The sequence below is a fragment of the Bacillus sp. VA13 genome, assembly GCF_055710085.1.
In genome coordinates this window covers 304,755-323,125 of record NZ_JBVQPP010000004.1, presented here as the reverse complement: position 1 = coordinate 323,125, position 18,371 = coordinate 304,755, and the positions used below count along the sequence as shown (strand labels likewise).

The window sequence follows — 18,371 nt, the reverse complement described above, 5'->3', positions numbered from 1 at the left end:
GAGAAGAAAAGCATGACAACAGAAAATCAAAACCCGCTTGTTCTTGATAAAAACGAAGAAATTTCCCAGCAAAAAGCTGACGATATCCGTCTCCAGCTCCGTCAGGAACCAGAGGTAAAGCGGCTTGCGCAACAAATTGACGTCAAAAACCAAATGGAGCTGCTTGAGTACGGCAAGGAGCCGGCCGTTGAAATTTCCAAGTTCTCTGACCGCATCTTGGGGATGATGAAAACAACAAGCGTGACAGACTCCGGCACAATGCTGACTCAGCTTGGGAAAATCATGGACCGCTTCGATAAAAATGATTTTGATGAGCCAAAGGGATTGATGGCGAAAATTTTCAAACGCGGCGGCAGCATGATTGAAAAAATCTTTAAAAAGTATCAGACGCTCGGCGGAGAGATTGAAAAAATCAATGTTGAGATTTCGAAATACAAAGATGAGATGACGAAGACGAACTACACGCTCGATGATATGTATGAAAACAACATCAAATATTATATGGAGCTTGAAAAATACGTCGTTGCCGGACAAATGAAGCTGGAAGAGATGCAGTCGATCCTTCCTTCATATGAAGAAAAAGCGGCAAGCGGAAATCAGCTGGCGCAAATGCAGCTCGATACACTGCGCAACGGCATTCAGGCGCTTGAGGAACGGGTGTATGATCTGTATATGGCGCGGATGGTGGCTCTTCAAACGGCACCTCAAATCCGTCTCCTGCAACGCGGAAATGCAAAGCTGATCGGGAAAATCAACTCCGCGTTCATCATCACCATTCCGATTTTCAAAAACGGCATTATTCAGGCCGTTACCGTGAAACGCCAAAAGCTTGTGGCTGACTCCATGAGCGAGCTTGACCGCCGGACAAACGAGATGCTGAGACGAAATGCTGAAAATATCTCGAGCCAAAGTGTTGAAATTGCCAGAATGGCCGGCAGACCAAGCATAGACATTGAAACGATCGAATCGTCTTGGAATACGATCGTAAGCGGCATGCAGGAAACAAAACAAATCGAAGAAGAAAACAAACGCCTCCGTGAAGACGGCGCAAGACGAATTGCCCAGCTGCAGGAAAATATTAAAAAAGCAGCATTGCAGCAATAAAAAACCCCCGCTAAGCGGGGGTTTTTCTTTTACATCATTTAGTTAATGACAATGTGTAAAGACAGGTGTAAACTTAAACGGTAATCATTTTGCATATCAGAGGTGTTGGCAATGGGAAAACAACAGCCTATATCCCAGCGAAAACTGCTGGGTGTCGCCGGTTTGGGGTGGCTGTTTGATGCAATGGATGTCGGAATATTATCGTTTATTATCGCCGCGCTCCATGTGGAGTGGAATCTGTCGCCCGAAGAAATGAAATGGATCGGAAGCGTCAATTCCATCGGCATGGCTGTGGGTGCGTTTTTGTTTGGTCTGCTGGCTGATCGAATCGGCCGCAAAAAAGTGTTTATCATTACCCTTTTGTGCTTTTCGATCGGAAGCGGCATTTCCGCTTTTGTGACGAGCTTATCGGCATTCCTCATTCTGCGTTTCGTCATCGGGATGGGACTTGGCGGCGAGCTTCCAGTCGCTTCAACACTTGTTTCGGAAGCGGTTGTGCCTGAAAAGCGGGGCAGAGTGATTGTGCTTTTAGAAAGCTTTTGGGCTGTAGGCTGGCTCGTAGCGGCACTGATTTCTTACTTTGTGATACCGAACTTCGGCTGGCAGGCTGCCCTGCTGTTAACTGCGCTGACTGCTTTTTACGCTTTGTACTTGCGGACGAGTCTGCCTGATTCGCCGAAATATGAGTCGCTTTCTGCCAAAAAGAAATCGGTGTGGGAGAATGTAAAAAGCGTCTGGGCAAGACAGTATATACGGCCGACAGTCATGCTATCGATCGTTTGGTTCTGCGTGGTGTTTTCTTATTATGGCATGTTCCTATGGCTGCCGAGTGTCATGCTGCTGAAAGGCTTCAGTATGATTCAAAGCTTTGAGTATGTCCTGCTGATGACACTTGCTCAGCTTCCGGGCTATTTTTCTGCTGCGTGGCTGATCGAAAAAGCCGGCCGGAAGTGGATACTCGTCATTTACCTGATAGGTACAGCAGGAAGCGCCTATTTCTTCGGAACGGCGGATTCCTTAGGCCTTCTGCTTACGGCTGGAATGCTGTTATCGTTTTTCAATCTTGGCGCGTGGGGTGTCCTGTATGCCTATACACCGGAGCAATATCCGACAGCGATTCGCGCAACAGGTTCAGGAACAACAGCAGCGTTTGGAAGAATCGGCGGCATTTTCGGGCCGCTGCTCGTCGGAACGCTCGCAGCCCGTCATATTTCGTTTTCGGTCATCTTCTCGATCTTTTGCATTGCAATCTTACTCGCGGTTGTTTGTATAGTGATTATGGGAAAAGAAACGAAACAAACTGAACTTGAATAGGTAAAGCACCTCTTGAATGAGGTGCTTCTTTTACATTTGTGCTCGGGCTGTAGATCGGCGTTTCCCTGTTTTGCTGATTATCTGGTAGAGCGCCATGGACAGTATGAACAGAATGGCAGTAAATCCTGTGACGGCTCCGAAATGCTGTGAGTTTTGATATAAAAAGCCTGCAACACATGTGCCGACAGTGGTTCCTGCATACATAGCGGCATTGGAAAGGGAAGCGATGGTTCCTCGCGCGATATGAAACAGATATGTATAGAGAAAACCCTTTGTTAGAGGGTTTCCAAAAAGCCAGGCAGGTATGTTTGAAATGTGTCTTCACGCAAGCTGACATATTTTGTCCGTGAATCTTTCCGGGTTGCCGTCAACCCCGCTTCACGCAGCGTTTTAAAATGATAAGATGCTGTGGTTTTGACAATATTGCACTTTTCACCTACTTCACCGCAGCTGAGTTCTTTTCCGCTGTAATAAAGCGTACGAATAATAGCAAGCCTCGATTCATCAGACAGTGCTTTAAAAATTTGGGCTCTGATTTGATCATCCAATTGTTTCATAGTCATGAAACTATAATACATAATAGGAGTTGGTATAGCAACTTATTTTTCCAGTAAAGGAGCAGCAAGTCATAAGAGAAAGAAGGATTTCAGTATTAGTAAAAGCGTTTTCATCTCAAAGGAGGGATAAATATTACCCGTAAAATACAATCATAAAGGAGGATTACAGAGCATTTAGAAGCATAAATAAGGTCATGTGTTCACATGGATGTTTATAAAGAAATGGTATAGAATAAAAGAGTATATGCTGTTTGTGTGGAATGTTACATAAGTGTTACGGTAATAAGGATTGTTTAATATGGAGGGAAAATATGAGTGTAGATGAGAAACCAATTAAGATAAAAGTCGAAAAAGTATCTAAAATTTTTGGGAAACAAACAAAGAAAGCAGTTCAAATGCTTGCCAACGGAAAGACAAAAAAAGAGATCCTGAAAGCGACCGGATCAACCGTTGGGGTAAATCAAGCAGATTTTGATGTATATGATGGTGAGATATTTGTCATCATGGGTCTATCAGGGAGCGGTAAATCAACTTTAGTACGGCTGTTAAACCGGCTTATTGAACCGACTGCCGGAAATATTTACATTGATGGTGACATGATAACAAATATGTCTAAAGACCAGCTCCGGGAAGTCCGCCGGAAGAAAATCAGCATGGTCTTCCAAAAGTTCGCTCTGTTCCCTCACAGAACGATACTTGAAAACACAGAATACGGGCTGGAGCTTCAAGGTGTAGACAAACAAGAGCGTCAGCAAAAAGCGCTTGAGTCCCTTAAGCTTGTCGGCCTTGAAGGATTTGAACAGCAATATCCTGACCAGCTTTCCGGCGGGATGCAGCAGCGTGTCGGCCTTGCCCGCGCGTTGACGAATAACCCGGACATCCTTCTCATGGACGAAGCGTTCAGTGCGCTCGATCCTTTGATTCGGAAAGATATGCAGGATGAGCTTCTTGATCTTCACGAAAATGTCGGAAAAACGATTATCTTCATTACGCATGACCTTGACGAAGCATTGCGCATCGGTGACAGAATCGCCTTGATGAAGGATGGTAACATCGTTCAGATCGGCACACCGGAGGAAATCCTTATGAGTCCATCTAACGAATATGTTGAGAAATTCGTTGAGGATGTTGATTTATCTAAAGTCCTCACAGCAGGACACATTATGAAACGCGCTGAAACAGTGCGGATTGATAAAGGGCCTCGTGTGGCATTAACATTGATGAAAAACCTAGGGATTTCGTCTATTTACGCAGTCGATAAACAAAAGCAATTGTTAGGTGTCATCCACGCGGCTGATGCGAAAAAAGCGGCTGAGTCTGATTTGTCACTTCAAGATATCTTAAATACAGAATTCACGACTGTACCAGAGAATACGTATCTGACAGAGATTTTTGACGTTGTTTCTGATGCGAATATTCCAATTGCGGTTGTAGATGAGAAGCAGAGAATGAAAGGGATTGTCGTAAAAGGCGCGCTGATTGGCGCACTTGCCGGCAATAACGATTACATTAATGTTGAAGTCACTGATGAACAAACACAAGATCCTTCTGTACAGGAGGTGAAGTAAGATGGATAGACTGCCTAGAATACCTTTAGCAGATATCATTGACCGTTTTGTTGACTGGATTACAATAACGTTTGGCGGATTCTTCGACGGAATCGCAAACGGATTGGCCGCTTTTGTAAATGGAATTGTCAGCGGACTTGGATTTATCCCATCTATTTTGTTAACGATTATTTTTGCCGCACTTGCGTGGTGGATCAGTACGAGGGGAATTGCGTTATTTACATTGGTTGGATTCCTCCTGATCGATTATTTAGGATATTGGGACCCAATGCTGCAAACATTGGCGCTTGTTTTGACATCTGTGATTATTTCGATTGTGGTCGGGGTTCCGATCGGAATTTGGGCGTCCCAGAAAGAAACAGTTCGCCGTATTGTAACGCCTATTCTTGATTTAATGCAGACAATGCCTGCTTTCGTATATCTATTGCCGGCGATTTTCTTCTTCAACATCGGTGTTGTGCCGGGTGTTGTTGCATCTGTTATCTTCGCGATGCCGCCGACAATCCGCATGACTGTTCTCGGTATTAAACAAGTGCCGGCGGATCTGATTGAAGCGACTGAAGCGTTCGGTTCTACAACAGCTCAGCGTTTGTTTAAAGTTCAGCTTCCGCTTGCGACAAAAACCATTCTGGCCGGAATCAACCAAAGCATCATGCTTGCGTTATCAATGGTTGTTATCGCCGCAATGGTCGGTGCACCGGGACTTGGTTCTGAAGTATACAGCGCCGTTACACAGCTGAAAACCGGGGTCGGCGTAGAGGCTGGTATCGCCATCGTTATCGTTGCCATTACGCTGGACCGTATTACTCAAAATATTAAAGTGAAGAAGAATAGCAGGGGGAATGCCTGATGCTTAAAAAAATCATCGGTATCGGTGTTTCCGCCATGCTGGCGCTCTCACTTGCGGCTTGCGGTTCAGAAAGCGATGAAAATGCAACCGCGGCTGAACAGGTGAATAAGACCATCATCGGGATTGACCCCGGTTCAGGGATTATGGCCCTGACCGACAAAGCGATGAAGGATTATGACTTGAATGACTGGACGTTGATTTCGGCGTCAAGCGCCGCGATGACTGCAACGCTTAAAAAGTCATACGACCGTAAGAAACCGATTATCATTACAGGATGGACACCGCACTGGATGTTCTCCAGATATAAGCTGAAATATCTCGATGATCCGAAACAATCTTATGGCAGCGCAGAGGAAATCCATACGATCACACGCAAAGGCTTCAGCAAAGAACAGCCGAATGCCGCTAAGCTTCTGAGCCAGTTTAAATGGACGCAAGACGACATGGGCGAAGTCATGATCAAGGTGGAAGAAGGCGAGAAACCTGCCAAAGCCGCTACTGAGTATGTGAAGAAACACAAAGATCAGATTGCGGAGTGGACGAAAGGCGTTCAAAAGGTGAAGGGAGACAAAATCAACCTTGCCTATGTGGCGTGGGACAGTGAGATTGCAAGTACAAACGTGGTTGGCAAAGTCTTAGAAGACTTGGGCTATGACGTGACGTATACTCAGGTAGAAGCTGGTCCGATGTGGACCGCGATTGCGACGGGAAGCGCGGATGCATCCCTTTCCGCATGGCTGCCGAATACCCATAAAGCATACGCCGCAAAATACAAAGGCAAATATGACGATATAGGGGCCAGTATGACTGGCGTGAAGATGGGTCTTGTTGTGCCTCAATATATGAAAAACGTCAACTCAATTGAAGATTTGAAGAAGTAATGAAGAAAGCAGCCTGTAGCCCAGGCTGCTTTTTTGTGTTAAGAAGCATTAGCAGAAGCTAGTGCTTCCGCTTTCTGAAACGTTTTAAGCACGGCGTTCGCTAAAATATGAATGCCGGTAAACATCGCGTTTCTGTCAAAGGTCATGTGGGGATGATGGAGTCCTGGCTGTAGTCCGCATCCCAGTCCAAGCATAGTTGTTTTGAGGTTCGGCACTTTTACGGCGTAAAAATGAAAATCCTCACCGCCGGTTGTGACAAGCGGTTCATCAAGCTGCTCAGCCCCGATGATATCCGTAATGGCTTCTGCCATGATCGCTTCAGCTTCTTTGTTTTGTGTTGCCGCAGGAAGGCTGTGCTCCTTTTGCAGCTCGATCTTCGCGCCGAATGCCGCGGCAGCCGCTTCACAGGCTCTTTCTGTTTCGGCGATTAACGTCTCCATGGCTTCATTGGTCTGAGCGCGCAAATCAAGGCTGAACGACGCTTTTCCCGGAATGATGTTAGAGCTTTCTCCGCCGGCTTGAAGTTTTGTCATTTTGACGGTATACGGGATTTGCGGGTCAATATGAATGAGTCCGAGCTTATGTACGAGAAATGCCGCAATTTCAATGCTGTTTTTCCCGAGATGCGGGCGGGCGCCATGGGCTTCCTCTCCGATTATCGTTCCCTCAATATACTGGCTTGATCCGTGCAGAATAGATGGGGCACAACGCCCGTTTTGTGTCTCCTGAATCGGACGGACGTGAACGCCGTACAAATAGTCGACATCATCAAGCACGCCTTCTTCTATCATTTTCAAGGCGCCGCCGCCTTTTTCCTCAGCCGGCTGAAAGATAAAACGGATCGTGCCCTTCGGAAGCTCGGGCTGTTTTTTCAGCAGCATTAACGTGCCCAGCGCCATTGTCATATGTGAATCGTGTCCGCATGAATGGTTGGCGCAGAATGTGCCGTTGACCTCCTGCCATAGCGCATCAATGTCAGCGCGAACGGCTACAACCGGCGAGCCCGAACCGATCTCGCCGACAACCCCGGTGCAGTCTGAAAAAGTGCGCGTCCGGCATCCTAAATCCTCAAGCTTTTGTTTGAGAAATGCAGTTGTCTCATATTCCTTCCAGCTGACTTCAGGGTTCGCGTGCAGATGGTCGAAGATATCTATAACAGTTTGTTTCATGTCTTCGGAAAGTTTTTGCATGGGAAGAAGTACCTCCTTCTATTAAAATGAATTTTACCTTCTTTACTTCATTTATATTGAAACAGGAAGATAGGCTGTATATAATATAGCACATATTGCTACTTTTCAGAATAATTAATATTTTCAAACAGAGGGGATGGATCGAAATATGAGTATGCCAGCAGCCGAAACACAGCCTAAGAAAAAACGAACGACATTTAAAATGCCTGATGCCTATGTCCTCTTATTTATTATTGCTTTCATTTGCGCCATTGCCTCATATATTGTGCCGGCGGGTGAATTTGACCGCGTGACAAAGGGGGATGTCACTACTGCTGTTCCGGGAAGCTATCATTCTATTGAACAGTCTCCGGTCAGCCTGATCAGCTTTTTTACGTCTCTTCAGGATGGAATGGTCGGATCAGCACCAATCATCTTTCTGATTTTATTCACAGGCGGCACCATTGCCATTTTAGAAAAAACGGGTGCCATCAACGGCCTGATTTACAACGTCATCAGCAAATTCCGCACAAAGCAATTATTATTTATTTGTATTGTGGGCGCGTTGTTCTCCATTCTCGGAACAACCGGAATTGTCGTGAATTCAGTAATTGGATTTATCCCCATCGGCCTCATTGTCGCACGATCCTTAAAATGGGACGCGGTCGCGGGCGCCGCTGTTATTTACATCGGCTGCTACGCTGGATTTAACTCTACTATGTTATCACCGTCCCCGCTCGGTTTATCGCAATCAATCGCGGAGCTGCCGCTCTTTTCGGGGATCGGCCTGCGAGTTGTGATATACATATGCTTTTTGCTGTCTTCTATTATTTATATCTATTTGTATACGAGAAAATTAAAAAAATCAAAAGATGCCAGTGTGTTAGGAACAGATTGGTTTCCTGCGGCAGGAATGGGCGAAGCCGGTAAAGAAGAAGATCAGTCAGTGCCGTTTACTGTTCGCCATAAGCTTATTTTGGCTGTAGCGGGACTGTCGCTGATTGGATTTTTATACGGCGCTTTAAAGCTGGGCTGGTCTGATTCCCAAATGGCTGCTACGTTTATTTTTATTTCTGTCCTTGCCGGTTTAATAGGCGGGCTTGCGGCAAACGATATTGCCAAAACCTTCATTACGGGCTGCCAAAGCCTCGTGTACGGGGCACTGATTGTCGGGATGGCACGAAGCATTTCCGTCATTCTTGAAAATGGCAAGCTCCTCGATACAGTCGTCAATGCTTTGGCTTCGCTTTTGGATGGATTCAGCCCGATTGCCGGTGCGATCGGCATGTATATCGCCAGTGCGCTGCTTCATTTTCTCATCTCTTCAGGGTCTGGGGAAGCCGTTGTATTTATTCCAATCCTAGCGCCGCTCGCTGATTTGATGGGAATTACGAGACAGGTTGCGGTGGAAGCGGTTATGCTTGGAGAAGGAGTCGTCAACTGTGTGAACCCGACATCCGGCGTACTCATGGCGGTGCTTGCCGCTAGCGGCATTCCGTACGTCAAGTGGCTTCGGTTTATGGTGCCGCTTGCTCTGATTTGGTTCTTGATCGGACTTGTATTTATTGTGATCGGTGTCATGATCAATTGGGGGCCGTTTTAAACATTGCTGCCCGCCGGCTTGTACGGCGGGCTTTTAAGTTATCCATTGCAGAAGCGCAGGCTGTTATTGTAACATGTAAGCCATAAGCCATTCGTAAAAGTGCGGGAGGAAGGTCATGAATAATCTGCGTAATAGACTTTCAGGCGTGAATGGGGAAAATAAGAGAGTAAAAAAAGAACAAAAAATCTGGTCGGAGATCGGGATGATAGCGGGAGCTTTTGCGTTGCTTGATGTGATCATCCGCGGCATTATGTTTGAATTTCCGTTTAAAGAATGGGCTGCAAGCCTTGTGTTTTTGTTCATCATTATCTTATATTACTGCATCAGGGCAGCAGCATGTGGAATGCTCATGCCGAGAATAGACACCGAAGAAGAACTGCAAAAACGGGTGAAGCAGCAGCGAATAGAATCAATTGCGGTCGCCTTTGCGGTAGTGGTGCTTACGATGTACGACAGGGGGATTCCCCATACATTCTTCGCTTGGCTGAAAATGATCCTTCTTTTTATCGTCTGCGGCGGCGTTCTGTTCCTGCTTCGGTACGTGATTGTGAAGCTGGCTTACAGAAGAGCGGTAAAAGAAGAAGTAAAGAAGAAATCATCTTGATAGATGGTTTCTTTTTTTGTTTAGTGAGGGAAAACGCTCACAGTTCCGTTCAGCTTTTTCTATAGGAATATTGATTTGAATTCACTCTATCAAGTTGTTTTGATAGTGTAATTGTGATAATTTAACATGTAATCGTTAACAAAATTCTCCAGTCTTCACATTAGTTTGAAAGGAGGAAGCGGAAGAATAAAGTAAGAGGGATTTTTGACTCCGCAGTAAGTCTTCAAAAATCAAATAAGGAGTGTCAAGAATGTTTGAAAAACGATTCAAAACCTCTTTACTGCCGTTATTCGCTGGTTTTTTATTGCTGTTTCATTTGGTACTGGGAGGACCGGCGGCTGCGAATGCTGAAACACAGAACACATCGAATGAGCTGGCAGCGCCATCGATCAAAAGCGGGACCATTCTTCATGCTTGGAATTGGTCGTTCAATACGTTAAAACATAATATGAAGGATATTCATGATGCAGGATATACAGCGATTCAGACGTCTCCGATTAACCAAGTAAAGGAAGGGAACCAAGGAAATAAAAGCATGTCAAACTGGTACTGGTTGTATCAGCCGACATCATATCAAATTGGCAACCGTTACCTAGGTACTGAACAAGAATTTAAAGAAATGTGCGCAGCCGCTGAAGAATATGGCGTGAAGGTCATTGTTGACGCGGTTATCAATCATACCACCAGTGACTATGCCGCGATTTCCAATGAGATTAAGAGTATTCCAAATTGGACACATGGAAACACACAAATTAAAAACTGGTCCGATCGATGGGATGTCACGCAGAATTCATTGCTGGGGCTATATGATTGGAATACACAAAATACACAAGTACAGTCCTACCTGAAACGTTTCTTAGAAAGAGCATTGAATGACGGCGCAGACGGATTTCGATATGATGCGGCCAAACATATAGAGCTTCCGGATGACGGGAATTACGGCAGTCAATTTTGGCCGAATATCACAAATACATCTGCGGAGTTCCAATACGGAGAAATCCTGCAAGATAGTGCCTCCAGAGATGCTGCATATGCGAATTATATGAATGTGACAGCATCTAATTATGGACATTCCATAAGGTCCGCGTTAAAGAATCGCAATCTTAGCGTGTCGAATATCTCCCATTATGCATCAGAGGTGTCTGCCGACAAGTTAGTCACATGGGTGGAATCGCATGATACGTATGCCAATGATGAGGAAGAGTCTACATGGATGAGCGATGACGATATTCACTTAGGCTGGGCAGTGATTGCTTCTCGCTCAGGCAGTACGCCTCTCTTCTTTTCCAGACCTGAGGGCGGCGGAAATGGTGTCAGATTCCCGGGGAAAAGCCAAATAGGCGATCGTGGGAGTGCTTTATTTGAAGATCAGGCTATCACTGCGGTCAATAGATTTCACAATGTGATGGATGGACAGCCTGAGGAACTCTCGAATCCGAATGGAAACAACCAGATATTCATGAATCAGCGTGGCTCGCACGGCGTTGTGCTGGCAAATGCAGGTTCATCTTCTGTCACCATCAATACGTCAACGAAATTACCTGATGGCAGGTATGATAATAAAGCTGGGAACGGTTCATTTCAAGTAACAGACGGCAAATTGACAGGCACGATCAATGCCAGATCTGTGGTTGTTCTTTATTCTGATGATATTGCAAATGCGCCTCATGTCTTCCTTGAGAATGTCAAAACAGGTGTAACACATTCTTTCAACGATCAACTGACGATCACTCTGCGTGCAGATGCGAATACAACAAAAGCCGTTTATCAAATCAATAATGGGCAAGAGACAGTGTTTAAGGATGGAGACCAATTAACGATCGGAAAAGGAGATCCGTTTGGCACAACATACACCATCACGTTAACAGGAACAAACAGTGATGGTGTAACGAGGACCCAGGAATACAGCTTTGTAAAAAGAGACCCATCTGCGGCCAAAACCATTGGCTATCAAAATCCAAATCATTGGGGCCAAGTAAATGCTTATATCTATAAACATGATGGGGGCCGGGCAATAGAATTGACCGGATCCTGGCCGGGAAAAGCAATGACTAAGGATGCAGATGGAATTTACACGCTGACGCTGCCTGCGGATACGGATACAACGAACGCCAAAGTGATTTTTAATAATGGCAGCGCCCAAGTGCCCGGACAGAACCAGCCTGGCTTTGATTACGTGCAAAATGGCTTATATAACGACTCTGGCTTAAGCGGTTCTCTTCCTCATTGAGGGCAAGGTTAGACGGGACTTACCGGTAGAAACCATCCTTGATGGTTTCTTTTTTTGTTCATAAATCAGACAAAACTTTTCTCTTGCAATAGTTTGTGAAATGTTGCACAATATAAATGTGAAATGCTTCACAAACAAACATCAAAGAAAAACATACCCTGGAAGGATGATTAATGATGAACAAACATGTAAATAAAGTAGCTTTAATCGGAGCGGGTTTTGTTGGAAGCAGTTATGCATTTGCGTTAATAAACCAAGGGATCACAGATGAGCTTGTGGTCATTGATTTAAATAAAGAAAAAGCAATGGGCGATGTGATGGACTTAAACCACGGAAAGGCGTTTGCGCCGCAACCGGTCAAAACATCTTACGGAACATATGAAGACTGCAAGGATGCTGATATTGTCTGCATCTGCGCCGGAGCAAACCAAAAACCTGGAGAGACACGCCTTGAATTAGTAGAAAAGAACTTAAAGATTTTCAAAGGTATCGTCAGTGAAGTCATGGCGAGCGGATTTGACGGCATTTTCTTAATCGCGACAAATCCGGTTGATATTCTGACTTACGCTACATGGAAATTCAGCGGCCTGCCAAAAGAGCGGGTGATCGGAAGCGGCACAACACTAGATTCTGCGAGATTCCGTTACATGCTGAGCGAATACTTTGGCGCAGCGCCTCAAAACGTGCACGCGCATATTATCGGAGAGCACGGCGACACAGAGCTTCCTGTCTGGAGCCACGCGAATGTCGGTGGTGTGCCGGTCAGTGAACTCGTTGAGAAAAACGATGCGTATAAACAAGAGGAGCTTGACCAGATCGTAGATGACGTGAAAAACGCCGCTTACCATATCATTGAGAAAAAAGGTGCGACTTATTATGGTGTTGCGATGAGCCTTGCCCGCATTACAAAAGCCATTCTTCATAATGAAAACAGCATTTTAACTGTCAGCACATATTTGGACGGACAATACGGCGCAGACGACGTGTACATCGGCGTTCCGGCTGTCGTAAACCGCGGAGGTATTGCAGGCATCACTGAGCTGAACTTAAATGAGAAAGAAAAAGAACAGTTCCTTCACAGCGCAGGCGTCCTTAAAAACATTTTAAAACCTCATTTTGCAGAACAAAAGGTCAACTAATCGCAACTATAGAGTAAAGGGCTGATTGTCAATGTGGGAGCAGTTGTATGATCCGTTTGGAAACGAGTATGTGAGCGCACTTGTGGCGCTCACTCCGATTCTCTTTTTTCTCTTGGCTTTAACTGTTTTTAAAATGAAAGGCATTCTTGCGGCATTTCTTACCTTAGCCGTCAGTTTCTTGGTCTCCGTTTTGGCATTTCATATGCCGGTTGAAAAAGCAATTTCTTCTGTTTTGCTAGGAATCGGGAGCGGACTGTGGCCGATTGGCTACATCGTTCTGATGGCGGTGTGGCTGTATAAAATCGCAGTGAAAACCGGGAAATTTACCATTATTCGTTCCAGCATTGCCGGCATTTCACCTGACCAACGATTACAGCTATTATTAATAGGTTTTTGTTTTAACGCGTTTTTAGAAGGCGCGGCCGGTTTTGGTGTTCCGATTGCGATTAGTGCGGCGCTGCTCGTTGAACTTGGTTTTAAACCGTTAAAAGCGGCGGCTCTCTGCTTGATTGCGAACGCAGCCTCTGGAGCCTTTGGGGCGATCGGGATTCCTGTAATCACAGGGGCGCAGATTGGTGATTTGTCTGCTCTTGAGCTGTCACGGACATTGATGTGGACATTGCCGATGATCTCATTTTTGATTCCGTTTCTGCTTGTATTCCTATTAGACCGAATGAAAGGAATCAAACAGACATGGCCTGCCCTGTTGGTTGTGAGCGGTGTGTATACAGCGGTTCAGACACTGACAATGGCGGTGCTCGGACCCGAGTTAGCAAACATTTTGGCGGCCTTATTCAGTATGGGCGGGCTTGCGCTCTTCCTCCGCAAATGGCAGCCGAAAGAGATTTACCGGGAGGAAGGAGCCGGCGAGACTGGTGAGAAAAAAGCATACAGTGCCGCAGACATTGCAAAAGCGTGGTCTCCTTTCTACATTTTAACTGCAGCGATCACAATCTGGAGCCTTCCTGCCTTCAAAGCGCTTTTCCAAGAAGGCGGATTGTTATATCAAACAACGCTCCTATTGAAAATGCCTTTCCTGCATCAGCAAATTATGAAAATGCCGCCGATTGCGCCATCTGCCATGCCGTTAGATGCAGTCTTTAAAGTCGACCTGCTGTCAGCGACTGGTACAGCGATTTTAGCGGCGGTCATCGTGACAGGGCTGTTCAGCAAAAATTTCTCTTATCGGGCTGCCTTTGCTTCCTTGAAGGAGACAGGAAAAGAGCTGTGGGTGCCGATTATGACGATCTGCTTCGTGATGGGATTTGCCAATCTGGCCAATTTCGCAGGGCTCAGCTCTTCAATTGGATTAGCACTGGCGAAAACAGGAGACTTGTTCCCGTTTGTCAGTCCCGTTCTCGGCTGGATCGGCGTGTTCATTACCGGTTCAGTTGTCAGCAATAACGCTTTATTCGGACATTTACAGGTTGTCACCGGAGCGCAGATCGGTGCGGGTTCTGATTTGCTGTTAGCTGCAAATACGGCGGGCGGGGTGATGGCAAAACTTGTTTCTCCTCAGTCCATCGCCATCGCTGCCGCAGCGGTTGGCCAGACAGGCAAGGAATCTAAACTGTTTAAACGAACAGTGGCGTATAGCCTGATTCTGTTATTAATCATTTGTATATGGACGTTTATTCTTGCAAGATTAGGATTGTAATAGAAAAAAGCAGTACATGCCAGCCATGTACTGCTTTTTTCTATTAATTTGCTTTCTTCGCCATTTCTGCTGTTGTTTTCACTCTGGCTTTTCCCATAAACAAAACGGTAACCGCCGCGAGGACAATTGGAATCAAAGCGAGCAAAAAGACATATGTGATGCTTGATGACATCGCGTCAATAATGCGATTCAGGATTGCCTCAGGAATCTGGGAACGTGTTCCTGCTTGAAAAATCTCCTGCGGGTCACCGATATTTTGCGCGGCGCCTGATCCCGCTGAGCCTTTCATACCACTGAAGGCGTCGCTCAGCTTGTTCGTGAATACGTTTGTTTGCACCGTTCCGAAAATGGTGACGCCAAGGGTCATGCCGAATGACCGCAAAAATGAATTTGTAGAGTTGGCCGTTCCCCGAAAACGAGGTTCAAGATCATTCATCGATGCCGCCGGCAGCAGGGAGAAGTTAAAGCCTACGCCAAAGCCTGAAATCATCATAAAGACTGTCAGCCATACCCGTGCTGTGTCAGGCGTCATATTAGAAAGAAGCAGCATGCCGATAAAGAAAGCGATAACAGATATCAGCATCAAATTGCGGAAGCTTGCCTTCGTTTGGAAGATTCCGCCGATCATGCTTCCGATGACTGATCCAATCATCATCGGCGTCAAAATGAAGCCCGCGCTTGTCGCTGAGCTGCCGTATACCGCCTGAACGAAAATCGGAATAAATACCGCTAAAATAATGAATGTTCCGCCATACAGGAAAGCGAGAATCTGTGCTGTGGCAAACAGCCTGTTTTTAAACATCCAGAAAGAAATAATCGGTTCTTCCGCTTTTCTCTCCACAATAAAAAAGGCAATGAAGAAAACGGCAAATACAATAAACAGGCCAATGATCTGAATGGAATTCCAATCGTAAGTTTTGCCGCCAAGCTCAAGAGCGAACATCAGGCATACAATTGATACGACTAAAGTAATCGCGCCGCCCCAGTCAATTTTCTGCTTTCTGTGCTCCAAAGATTCTTTGTAGTAGCGAATAATGAAAAACAATGACAATGCGCCGATCGGTACATTGATGTAAAACACCCAGTGCCAGCTGATCGAATCTGTAATGATCGCGCCTAACAGCGGCCCAAGAACACTGGATAATCCGAATACAGCACCGAACATGCCGGACATCTTTCCGCGTTTTTCCGGCGGAAACAAATCAAAGATAATGGTAAAGGCAATCGGCAGAAGCGCGCCGCCTCCAATCCCTTGAATAGCCCGGTAAATGATCAGCTGATTCATCGTCTGTGCAATTCCGCATAAAGCCGACCCGATTAAGAAAAAAATAAGTCCAAACAGGAAAAAACGTTTTCGGCCGTACATATCGGAAAGCTTGCCGTAAATCGGCATCCCAGCCATGACCGCCACCATATAAGACGCCGTCACCCAAGCAAATTTATCGAAGCTTCCAAGATCCGCTACGATGCTGCCCATCGCGGTGGCAACAATCGTATTGTCCATCGCCGACATCAAGATGCCCAGCAGGAGACCGAGGACCACAAATTTGGTGGAAGCCTGTTTTGCTGATGTTGTGTCCATTTGTTCTACCTCCTCTTACTTTTCTATGTAAGTTCTGATATCATGATAATAGTTTGATTATTAAATATCTCGATTATCAAGATAAATTCGATTTTATAGGGAGGACTGTCAGTTGTCAACAAGAAATTCCAGAAGTGAGTTGGAAAAGACTGCCGTTCAGCTTTTTCGGAAATTGGGCACAAGAACGGTTCTGTTTCATCAGGCAGCCGCTCAAGCTCTCGGTCTGTTTCCCACCGATTTAAAATCAGCTGACATCTTAAATGAAGCAGGGCCGATGACTGCCGGAGAGCTGGGGAAAAAGACGGGCCTCAGCACAGGTTCGGTCACGGCGCTTGTTGACCGGCTAGAAAAAGCGGGGTATGTGGCTCGTGAAAAGGATCCGAACGACCGCAGAAGAGTCATAATCGTCCCATTGACCGCTTCAAAGAAACATGTAAAGGATTTGTTCCGTTCTCTGTCAGAGTCGACGATGGATTTGTGCCGTGAGTATACAGAAGAAGAACTGGAACTCATTTTCAGTTTCGTAGGCAAAGCCGCCGATATTGTGGAGGAAGAACTTAAACGTCTGAAACAGTAAGCGATTTTTGTGCATAGCTTGGCCCGTTCCCGAATAAATTGTACAAGTTACGTAAGAGAAGGGAGTACGGGCCGGTGAACATTTTTTTGAGCTATATTGTGCTGGGACTGTCCTTGTCTGCGCCTGTGGGACCAGTGAATGCGGCGCAAATAGACAAAGGAATTAAAAACGGTTTTTGGCATGCGTGGATTTTTGGTTTAGGCGCCATGACAGCGGACGGACTGTACATGCTTTTTATCTATTTCGGGCTGTCACAGTTTTTGACCGCTCCATTTGTGAAAACGTTTTTGTGGCTCTTCGGCTTTTTTGTTCTGACCTATACCGGAATTGAAACGCTGAAAAATGTCAGAGAACCGATGGATGTGCGAAGCTCGCGAGGAAAAGTGTCATATAGGAAAACATTCGCTTCGGGTTTTCTCATTTCACTGTCAAATCCATTGAGCATCCTTTTTTGGCTCGGAATTTATGGGAGCATACTTGCGAAAACAGCAGAGGCCTACAATATGAATCAGCTTCTGATCTATAGCTCCGGCATCATGATCGGCATTTTAATCTGGGATTTTTGCATGGCGATCACAGCCAGCATGTTCAGAAATCTGCTTCATGAAAAGCTGTTGAGAGGATTGACCGGAATCGCTGGTGTATCCCTCCTTATATTTGGCTTTTACTTCGGTTATCAAGGCATCAGACAGTTATTGGGCTGATTCATGAAGGACAGTCACCTGCCGTCTCCAGTTTTAATATAGTATCCAGATGATACTGGAGGTGGATCAATGGTGAATGGGATTTACACCAAAAGTTTTCTGGAACGTAATCAAGCTGAACTCCCTGAATGGCAAAGAATCGCTTTTGAGCTTTTGGCAGAAACTGTGGCGGATGACGCGGATACGTTTCCGTGCATTCCCGGACGCCAGGCGTTTCTGACAGATCAGCTTCGCATTACTTTTGCTGGAGATCCGCGGGAAAACCGTACAGCGGAGGAACTGGCACCACTGCTTGCGGAGTACGGCAAGATATCGCGGGACACGGGAAAGTACGCATCCCTCGTTGTGTTGTTTGATACACCGGAAGATTTGGCTGAGCACTATTCGATTGAAGCGTATGAAGAGCTGTTTTGGAGCTTTTTAAATAGACTGAGTCACCAGGACGAAAAAGAGTGGCCGGAAGACATTCCGGCCGATCCCGAGCATTATAAATGGGAGTTTTGTTTTGACGGCGAGCCGTACTTTATTTTGTGCGCTACACCGGGGCACGAAGCGAGAAGAAGCCGGAGCTTTCCCTATTTTATGATCACGTTTCAGCCAAGATGGGTGTTTGAAGAGTTAAATGGATCAACCGCTTTTGGCCGCAACATGAGCAGGCTGATCCGATCCCGTTTAAAGGCCTACGATCAAGCTCCGGTTCACCCGCAATTAGGCTGGTACGGAGGAAAGAATAATCGCGAATGGAAACAGTATTTCCTCCGTGACGACGAAAAACAGGTATCGAAGTGCCCGTTTTCTTATTTAAAGAACATGTTCAACAAAATGAAATAAA

The 18,371-nt window shown here is 45.8% G+C and carries 15 protein-coding genes and 2 pseudogenes; 13 read left to right on the top strand and 4 right to left on the bottom strand.

Going from position 1 to position 18,371, the window contains the following annotated elements:
• Positions 1 to 12 precede the first annotated feature (12 nt).
• Entirely contained in the window at positions 13 to 1,104 is a 1,092-nt protein-coding gene (locus AC0C66_RS16885) for a toxic anion resistance protein (RefSeq protein ID WP_472973639.1), read from the top strand.
• A gap of 111 nt (positions 1,105 to 1,215) precedes the next feature.
• Positions 1,216 to 2,418, top strand: coding sequence for a niacin permease NiaP (niaP, locus tag AC0C66_RS16880; RefSeq protein ID WP_079288221.1), 1,203 nt, complete (start codon positions 1,216 to 1,218; stop codon positions 2,416 to 2,418).
• 30 nt (positions 2,419 to 2,448) lie between these two features.
• Here niaP and AC0C66_RS16875 read toward each other — a convergent pair.
• Both AC0C66_RS16875 and AC0C66_RS16870 read right to left on the bottom strand, forming a co-directional pair.
• A pseudogene (locus AC0C66_RS16875) lies at positions 2,449 to 2,658 on the bottom strand (MFS transporter); the annotation flags it as partial.
• A 35-nt stretch (positions 2,659 to 2,693) separates the two neighbouring features.
• On the bottom strand, positions 2,694 to 2,996 hold the full coding sequence (locus tag AC0C66_RS16870) for an ArsR/SmtB family transcription factor (protein WP_072182376.1): 303 nt from the start codon (positions 2,994 to 2,996) through the stop codon (positions 2,694 to 2,696).
• A gap of 290 nt (positions 2,997 to 3,286) precedes the next feature.
• Between AC0C66_RS16870 and opuAA the strand changes: the two genes are divergently transcribed.
• From opuAA to opuAC, 3 genes are read left to right on the top strand one after another with little or no spacing between them, the layout of a single operon-like run.
• Complete coding sequence (gene opuAA / locus AC0C66_RS16865; protein WP_014112568.1) at positions 3,287 to 4,543, top strand: glycine/proline betaine ABC transporter ATP-binding protein OpuAA; 1,257 nt, start codon at positions 3,287 to 3,289, stop codon at positions 4,541 to 4,543.
• Between the two features lies 1 nt (position 4,544).
• Positions 4,545 to 5,393, top strand: coding sequence for a glycine/proline betaine ABC transporter permease subunit OpuAB (gene opuAB / locus AC0C66_RS16860; protein ID WP_072182377.1), 849 nt, complete (start codon positions 4,545 to 4,547; stop codon positions 5,391 to 5,393).
• Positions 5,393 to 6,274, top strand: a complete 882-nt coding sequence (gene opuAC / locus AC0C66_RS16855) for a glycine/proline betaine ABC transporter substrate-binding protein OpuAC (RefSeq protein WP_014112570.1) — start codon at positions 5,393 to 5,395, stop codon at positions 6,272 to 6,274. The genes opuAB and opuAC overlap by 1 nt, the downstream gene beginning before the upstream one ends.
• A gap of 38 nt (positions 6,275 to 6,312) precedes the next feature.
• On the opposite strand, the gene AC0C66_RS16850 is transcribed toward opuAC, so the two are convergent.
• Positions 6,313 to 7,464 carry a M20 peptidase aminoacylase family protein gene (locus AC0C66_RS16850; protein ID WP_090557391.1) on the bottom strand — a complete coding sequence of 384 codons (1,152 nt, stop codon included), beginning with the start codon at positions 7,462 to 7,464 and terminating at the stop codon, positions 6,313 to 6,315.
• 148 nt (positions 7,465 to 7,612) lie between these two features.
• Between AC0C66_RS16850 and AC0C66_RS16845 the strand changes: the two genes are divergently transcribed.
• From AC0C66_RS16845 to AC0C66_RS16825, 5 genes and pseudogenes are all read left to right on the top strand, one after another.
• The gene (locus AC0C66_RS16845) at positions 7,613 to 9,046 is read left to right on the top strand and encodes a YfcC family protein (protein ID WP_072182379.1); all 1,434 of its coding nucleotides are present in this window, start codon (positions 7,613 to 7,615) and stop codon (positions 9,044 to 9,046) included.
• 115 nt (positions 9,047 to 9,161) lie between these two features.
• A pseudogene (locus tag AC0C66_RS16840) lies at positions 9,162 to 9,729 on the top strand (DUF6773 family protein).
• Between the two features lie 171 nt (positions 9,730 to 9,900).
• Positions 9,901 to 11,880, top strand: a complete 1,980-nt coding sequence (gene amyE / locus AC0C66_RS16835) for an alpha-amylase (RefSeq protein WP_461845802.1) — start codon at positions 9,901 to 9,903, stop codon at positions 11,878 to 11,880.
• A gap of 173 nt (positions 11,881 to 12,053) precedes the next feature.
• Positions 12,054 to 13,019 carry an L-lactate dehydrogenase gene (locus tag AC0C66_RS16830; protein WP_014112575.1) on the top strand — a complete coding sequence of 322 codons (966 nt, stop codon included), beginning with the start codon at positions 12,054 to 12,056 and terminating at the stop codon, positions 13,017 to 13,019.
• Between the two features lie 31 nt (positions 13,020 to 13,050).
• Positions 13,051 to 14,676 (top strand): L-lactate permease, encoded by a 1,626-nt coding sequence (locus AC0C66_RS16825; protein ID WP_461845803.1) that lies wholly within the window; start codon positions 13,051 to 13,053, stop codon positions 14,674 to 14,676.
• 43 nt (positions 14,677 to 14,719) lie between these two features.
• Here the strand turns inward: AC0C66_RS16825 and bmr3 are convergent, their stop codons facing one another.
• Positions 14,720 to 16,258 carry a multidrug efflux MFS transporter Bmr3 gene (gene bmr3 / locus AC0C66_RS16820; RefSeq protein ID WP_014112577.1) on the bottom strand — a complete coding sequence of 513 codons (1,539 nt, stop codon included), beginning with the start codon at positions 16,256 to 16,258 and terminating at the stop codon, positions 14,720 to 14,722.
• A 112-nt stretch (positions 16,259 to 16,370) separates the two neighbouring features.
• On the opposite strand from bmr3, the gene AC0C66_RS16815 reads away from it, so the two are divergent.
• The 3 genes from AC0C66_RS16815 (at position 16,371) to AC0C66_RS16805 (ending at position 18,370) form a co-directional block, all read left to right on the top strand.
• On the top strand, positions 16,371 to 16,835 hold the full coding sequence (locus AC0C66_RS16815; protein WP_061187021.1) for a MarR family transcriptional regulator: 465 nt from the start codon (positions 16,371 to 16,373) through the stop codon (positions 16,833 to 16,835).
• A gap of 74 nt (positions 16,836 to 16,909) precedes the next feature.
• Positions 16,910 to 17,539, top strand: coding sequence for a LysE family translocator (locus tag AC0C66_RS16810; RefSeq protein WP_014112579.1), 630 nt, complete (start codon positions 16,910 to 16,912; stop codon positions 17,537 to 17,539).
• Positions 17,540 to 17,608: 69 nt separating this feature from the next.
• Positions 17,609 to 18,370 carry a YqcI/YcgG family protein gene (locus tag AC0C66_RS16805; protein WP_014112580.1) on the top strand — a complete coding sequence of 254 codons (762 nt, stop codon included), beginning with the start codon at positions 17,609 to 17,611 and terminating at the stop codon, positions 18,368 to 18,370.
• The last annotated feature ends 1 nt before the right edge of the window (position 18,371 follow it).

Bases quoted from the DNA above. Each gene is read 5' to 3' on its own strand.
- AC0C66_RS16885 (WP_472973639.1), top strand. From the start codon at position 13: ATGACAACAGAAAATCAAAACCCGCTTGTTCTTGATAAAAACGAAGAA.
- niaP (WP_079288221.1), top strand. From the start codon at position 1,216: ATGGGAAAACAACAGCCTATATCCCAGCGAAAACTGCTGGGTGTCGCC.
- AC0C66_RS16870 (WP_072182376.1), bottom strand. From the start codon at position 2,996: ATGTATTATAGTTTCATGACTATGAAACAATTGGATGATCAAATCAGA.
- opuAA (WP_014112568.1), top strand. From the start codon at position 3,287: ATGAGTGTAGATGAGAAACCAATTAAGATAAAAGTCGAAAAAGTATCT.
- opuAB (WP_072182377.1), top strand. From the start codon at position 4,545: ATGGATAGACTGCCTAGAATACCTTTAGCAGATATCATTGACCGTTTT.
- opuAC (WP_014112570.1), top strand. From the start codon at position 5,393: ATGCTTAAAAAAATCATCGGTATCGGTGTTTCCGCCATGCTGGCGCTC.
- AC0C66_RS16850 (WP_090557391.1), bottom strand. From the start codon at position 7,464: ATGCAAAAACTTTCCGAAGACATGAAACAAACTGTTATAGATATCTTC.
- AC0C66_RS16845 (WP_072182379.1), top strand. From the start codon at position 7,613: ATGAGTATGCCAGCAGCCGAAACACAGCCTAAGAAAAAACGAACGACA.
- amyE (WP_461845802.1), top strand. From the start codon at position 9,901: ATGTTTGAAAAACGATTCAAAACCTCTTTACTGCCGTTATTCGCTGGT.
- AC0C66_RS16830 (WP_014112575.1), top strand. From the start codon at position 12,054: ATGATGAACAAACATGTAAATAAAGTAGCTTTAATCGGAGCGGGTTTT.
- AC0C66_RS16825 (WP_461845803.1), top strand. From the start codon at position 13,051: ATGTGGGAGCAGTTGTATGATCCGTTTGGAAACGAGTATGTGAGCGCA.
- bmr3 (WP_014112577.1), bottom strand. From the start codon at position 16,258: ATGGACACAACATCAGCAAAACAGGCTTCCACCAAATTTGTGGTCCTC.
- AC0C66_RS16805 (WP_014112580.1), top strand. From the start codon at position 17,609: ATGGTGAATGGGATTTACACCAAAAGTTTTCTGGAACGTAATCAAGCT.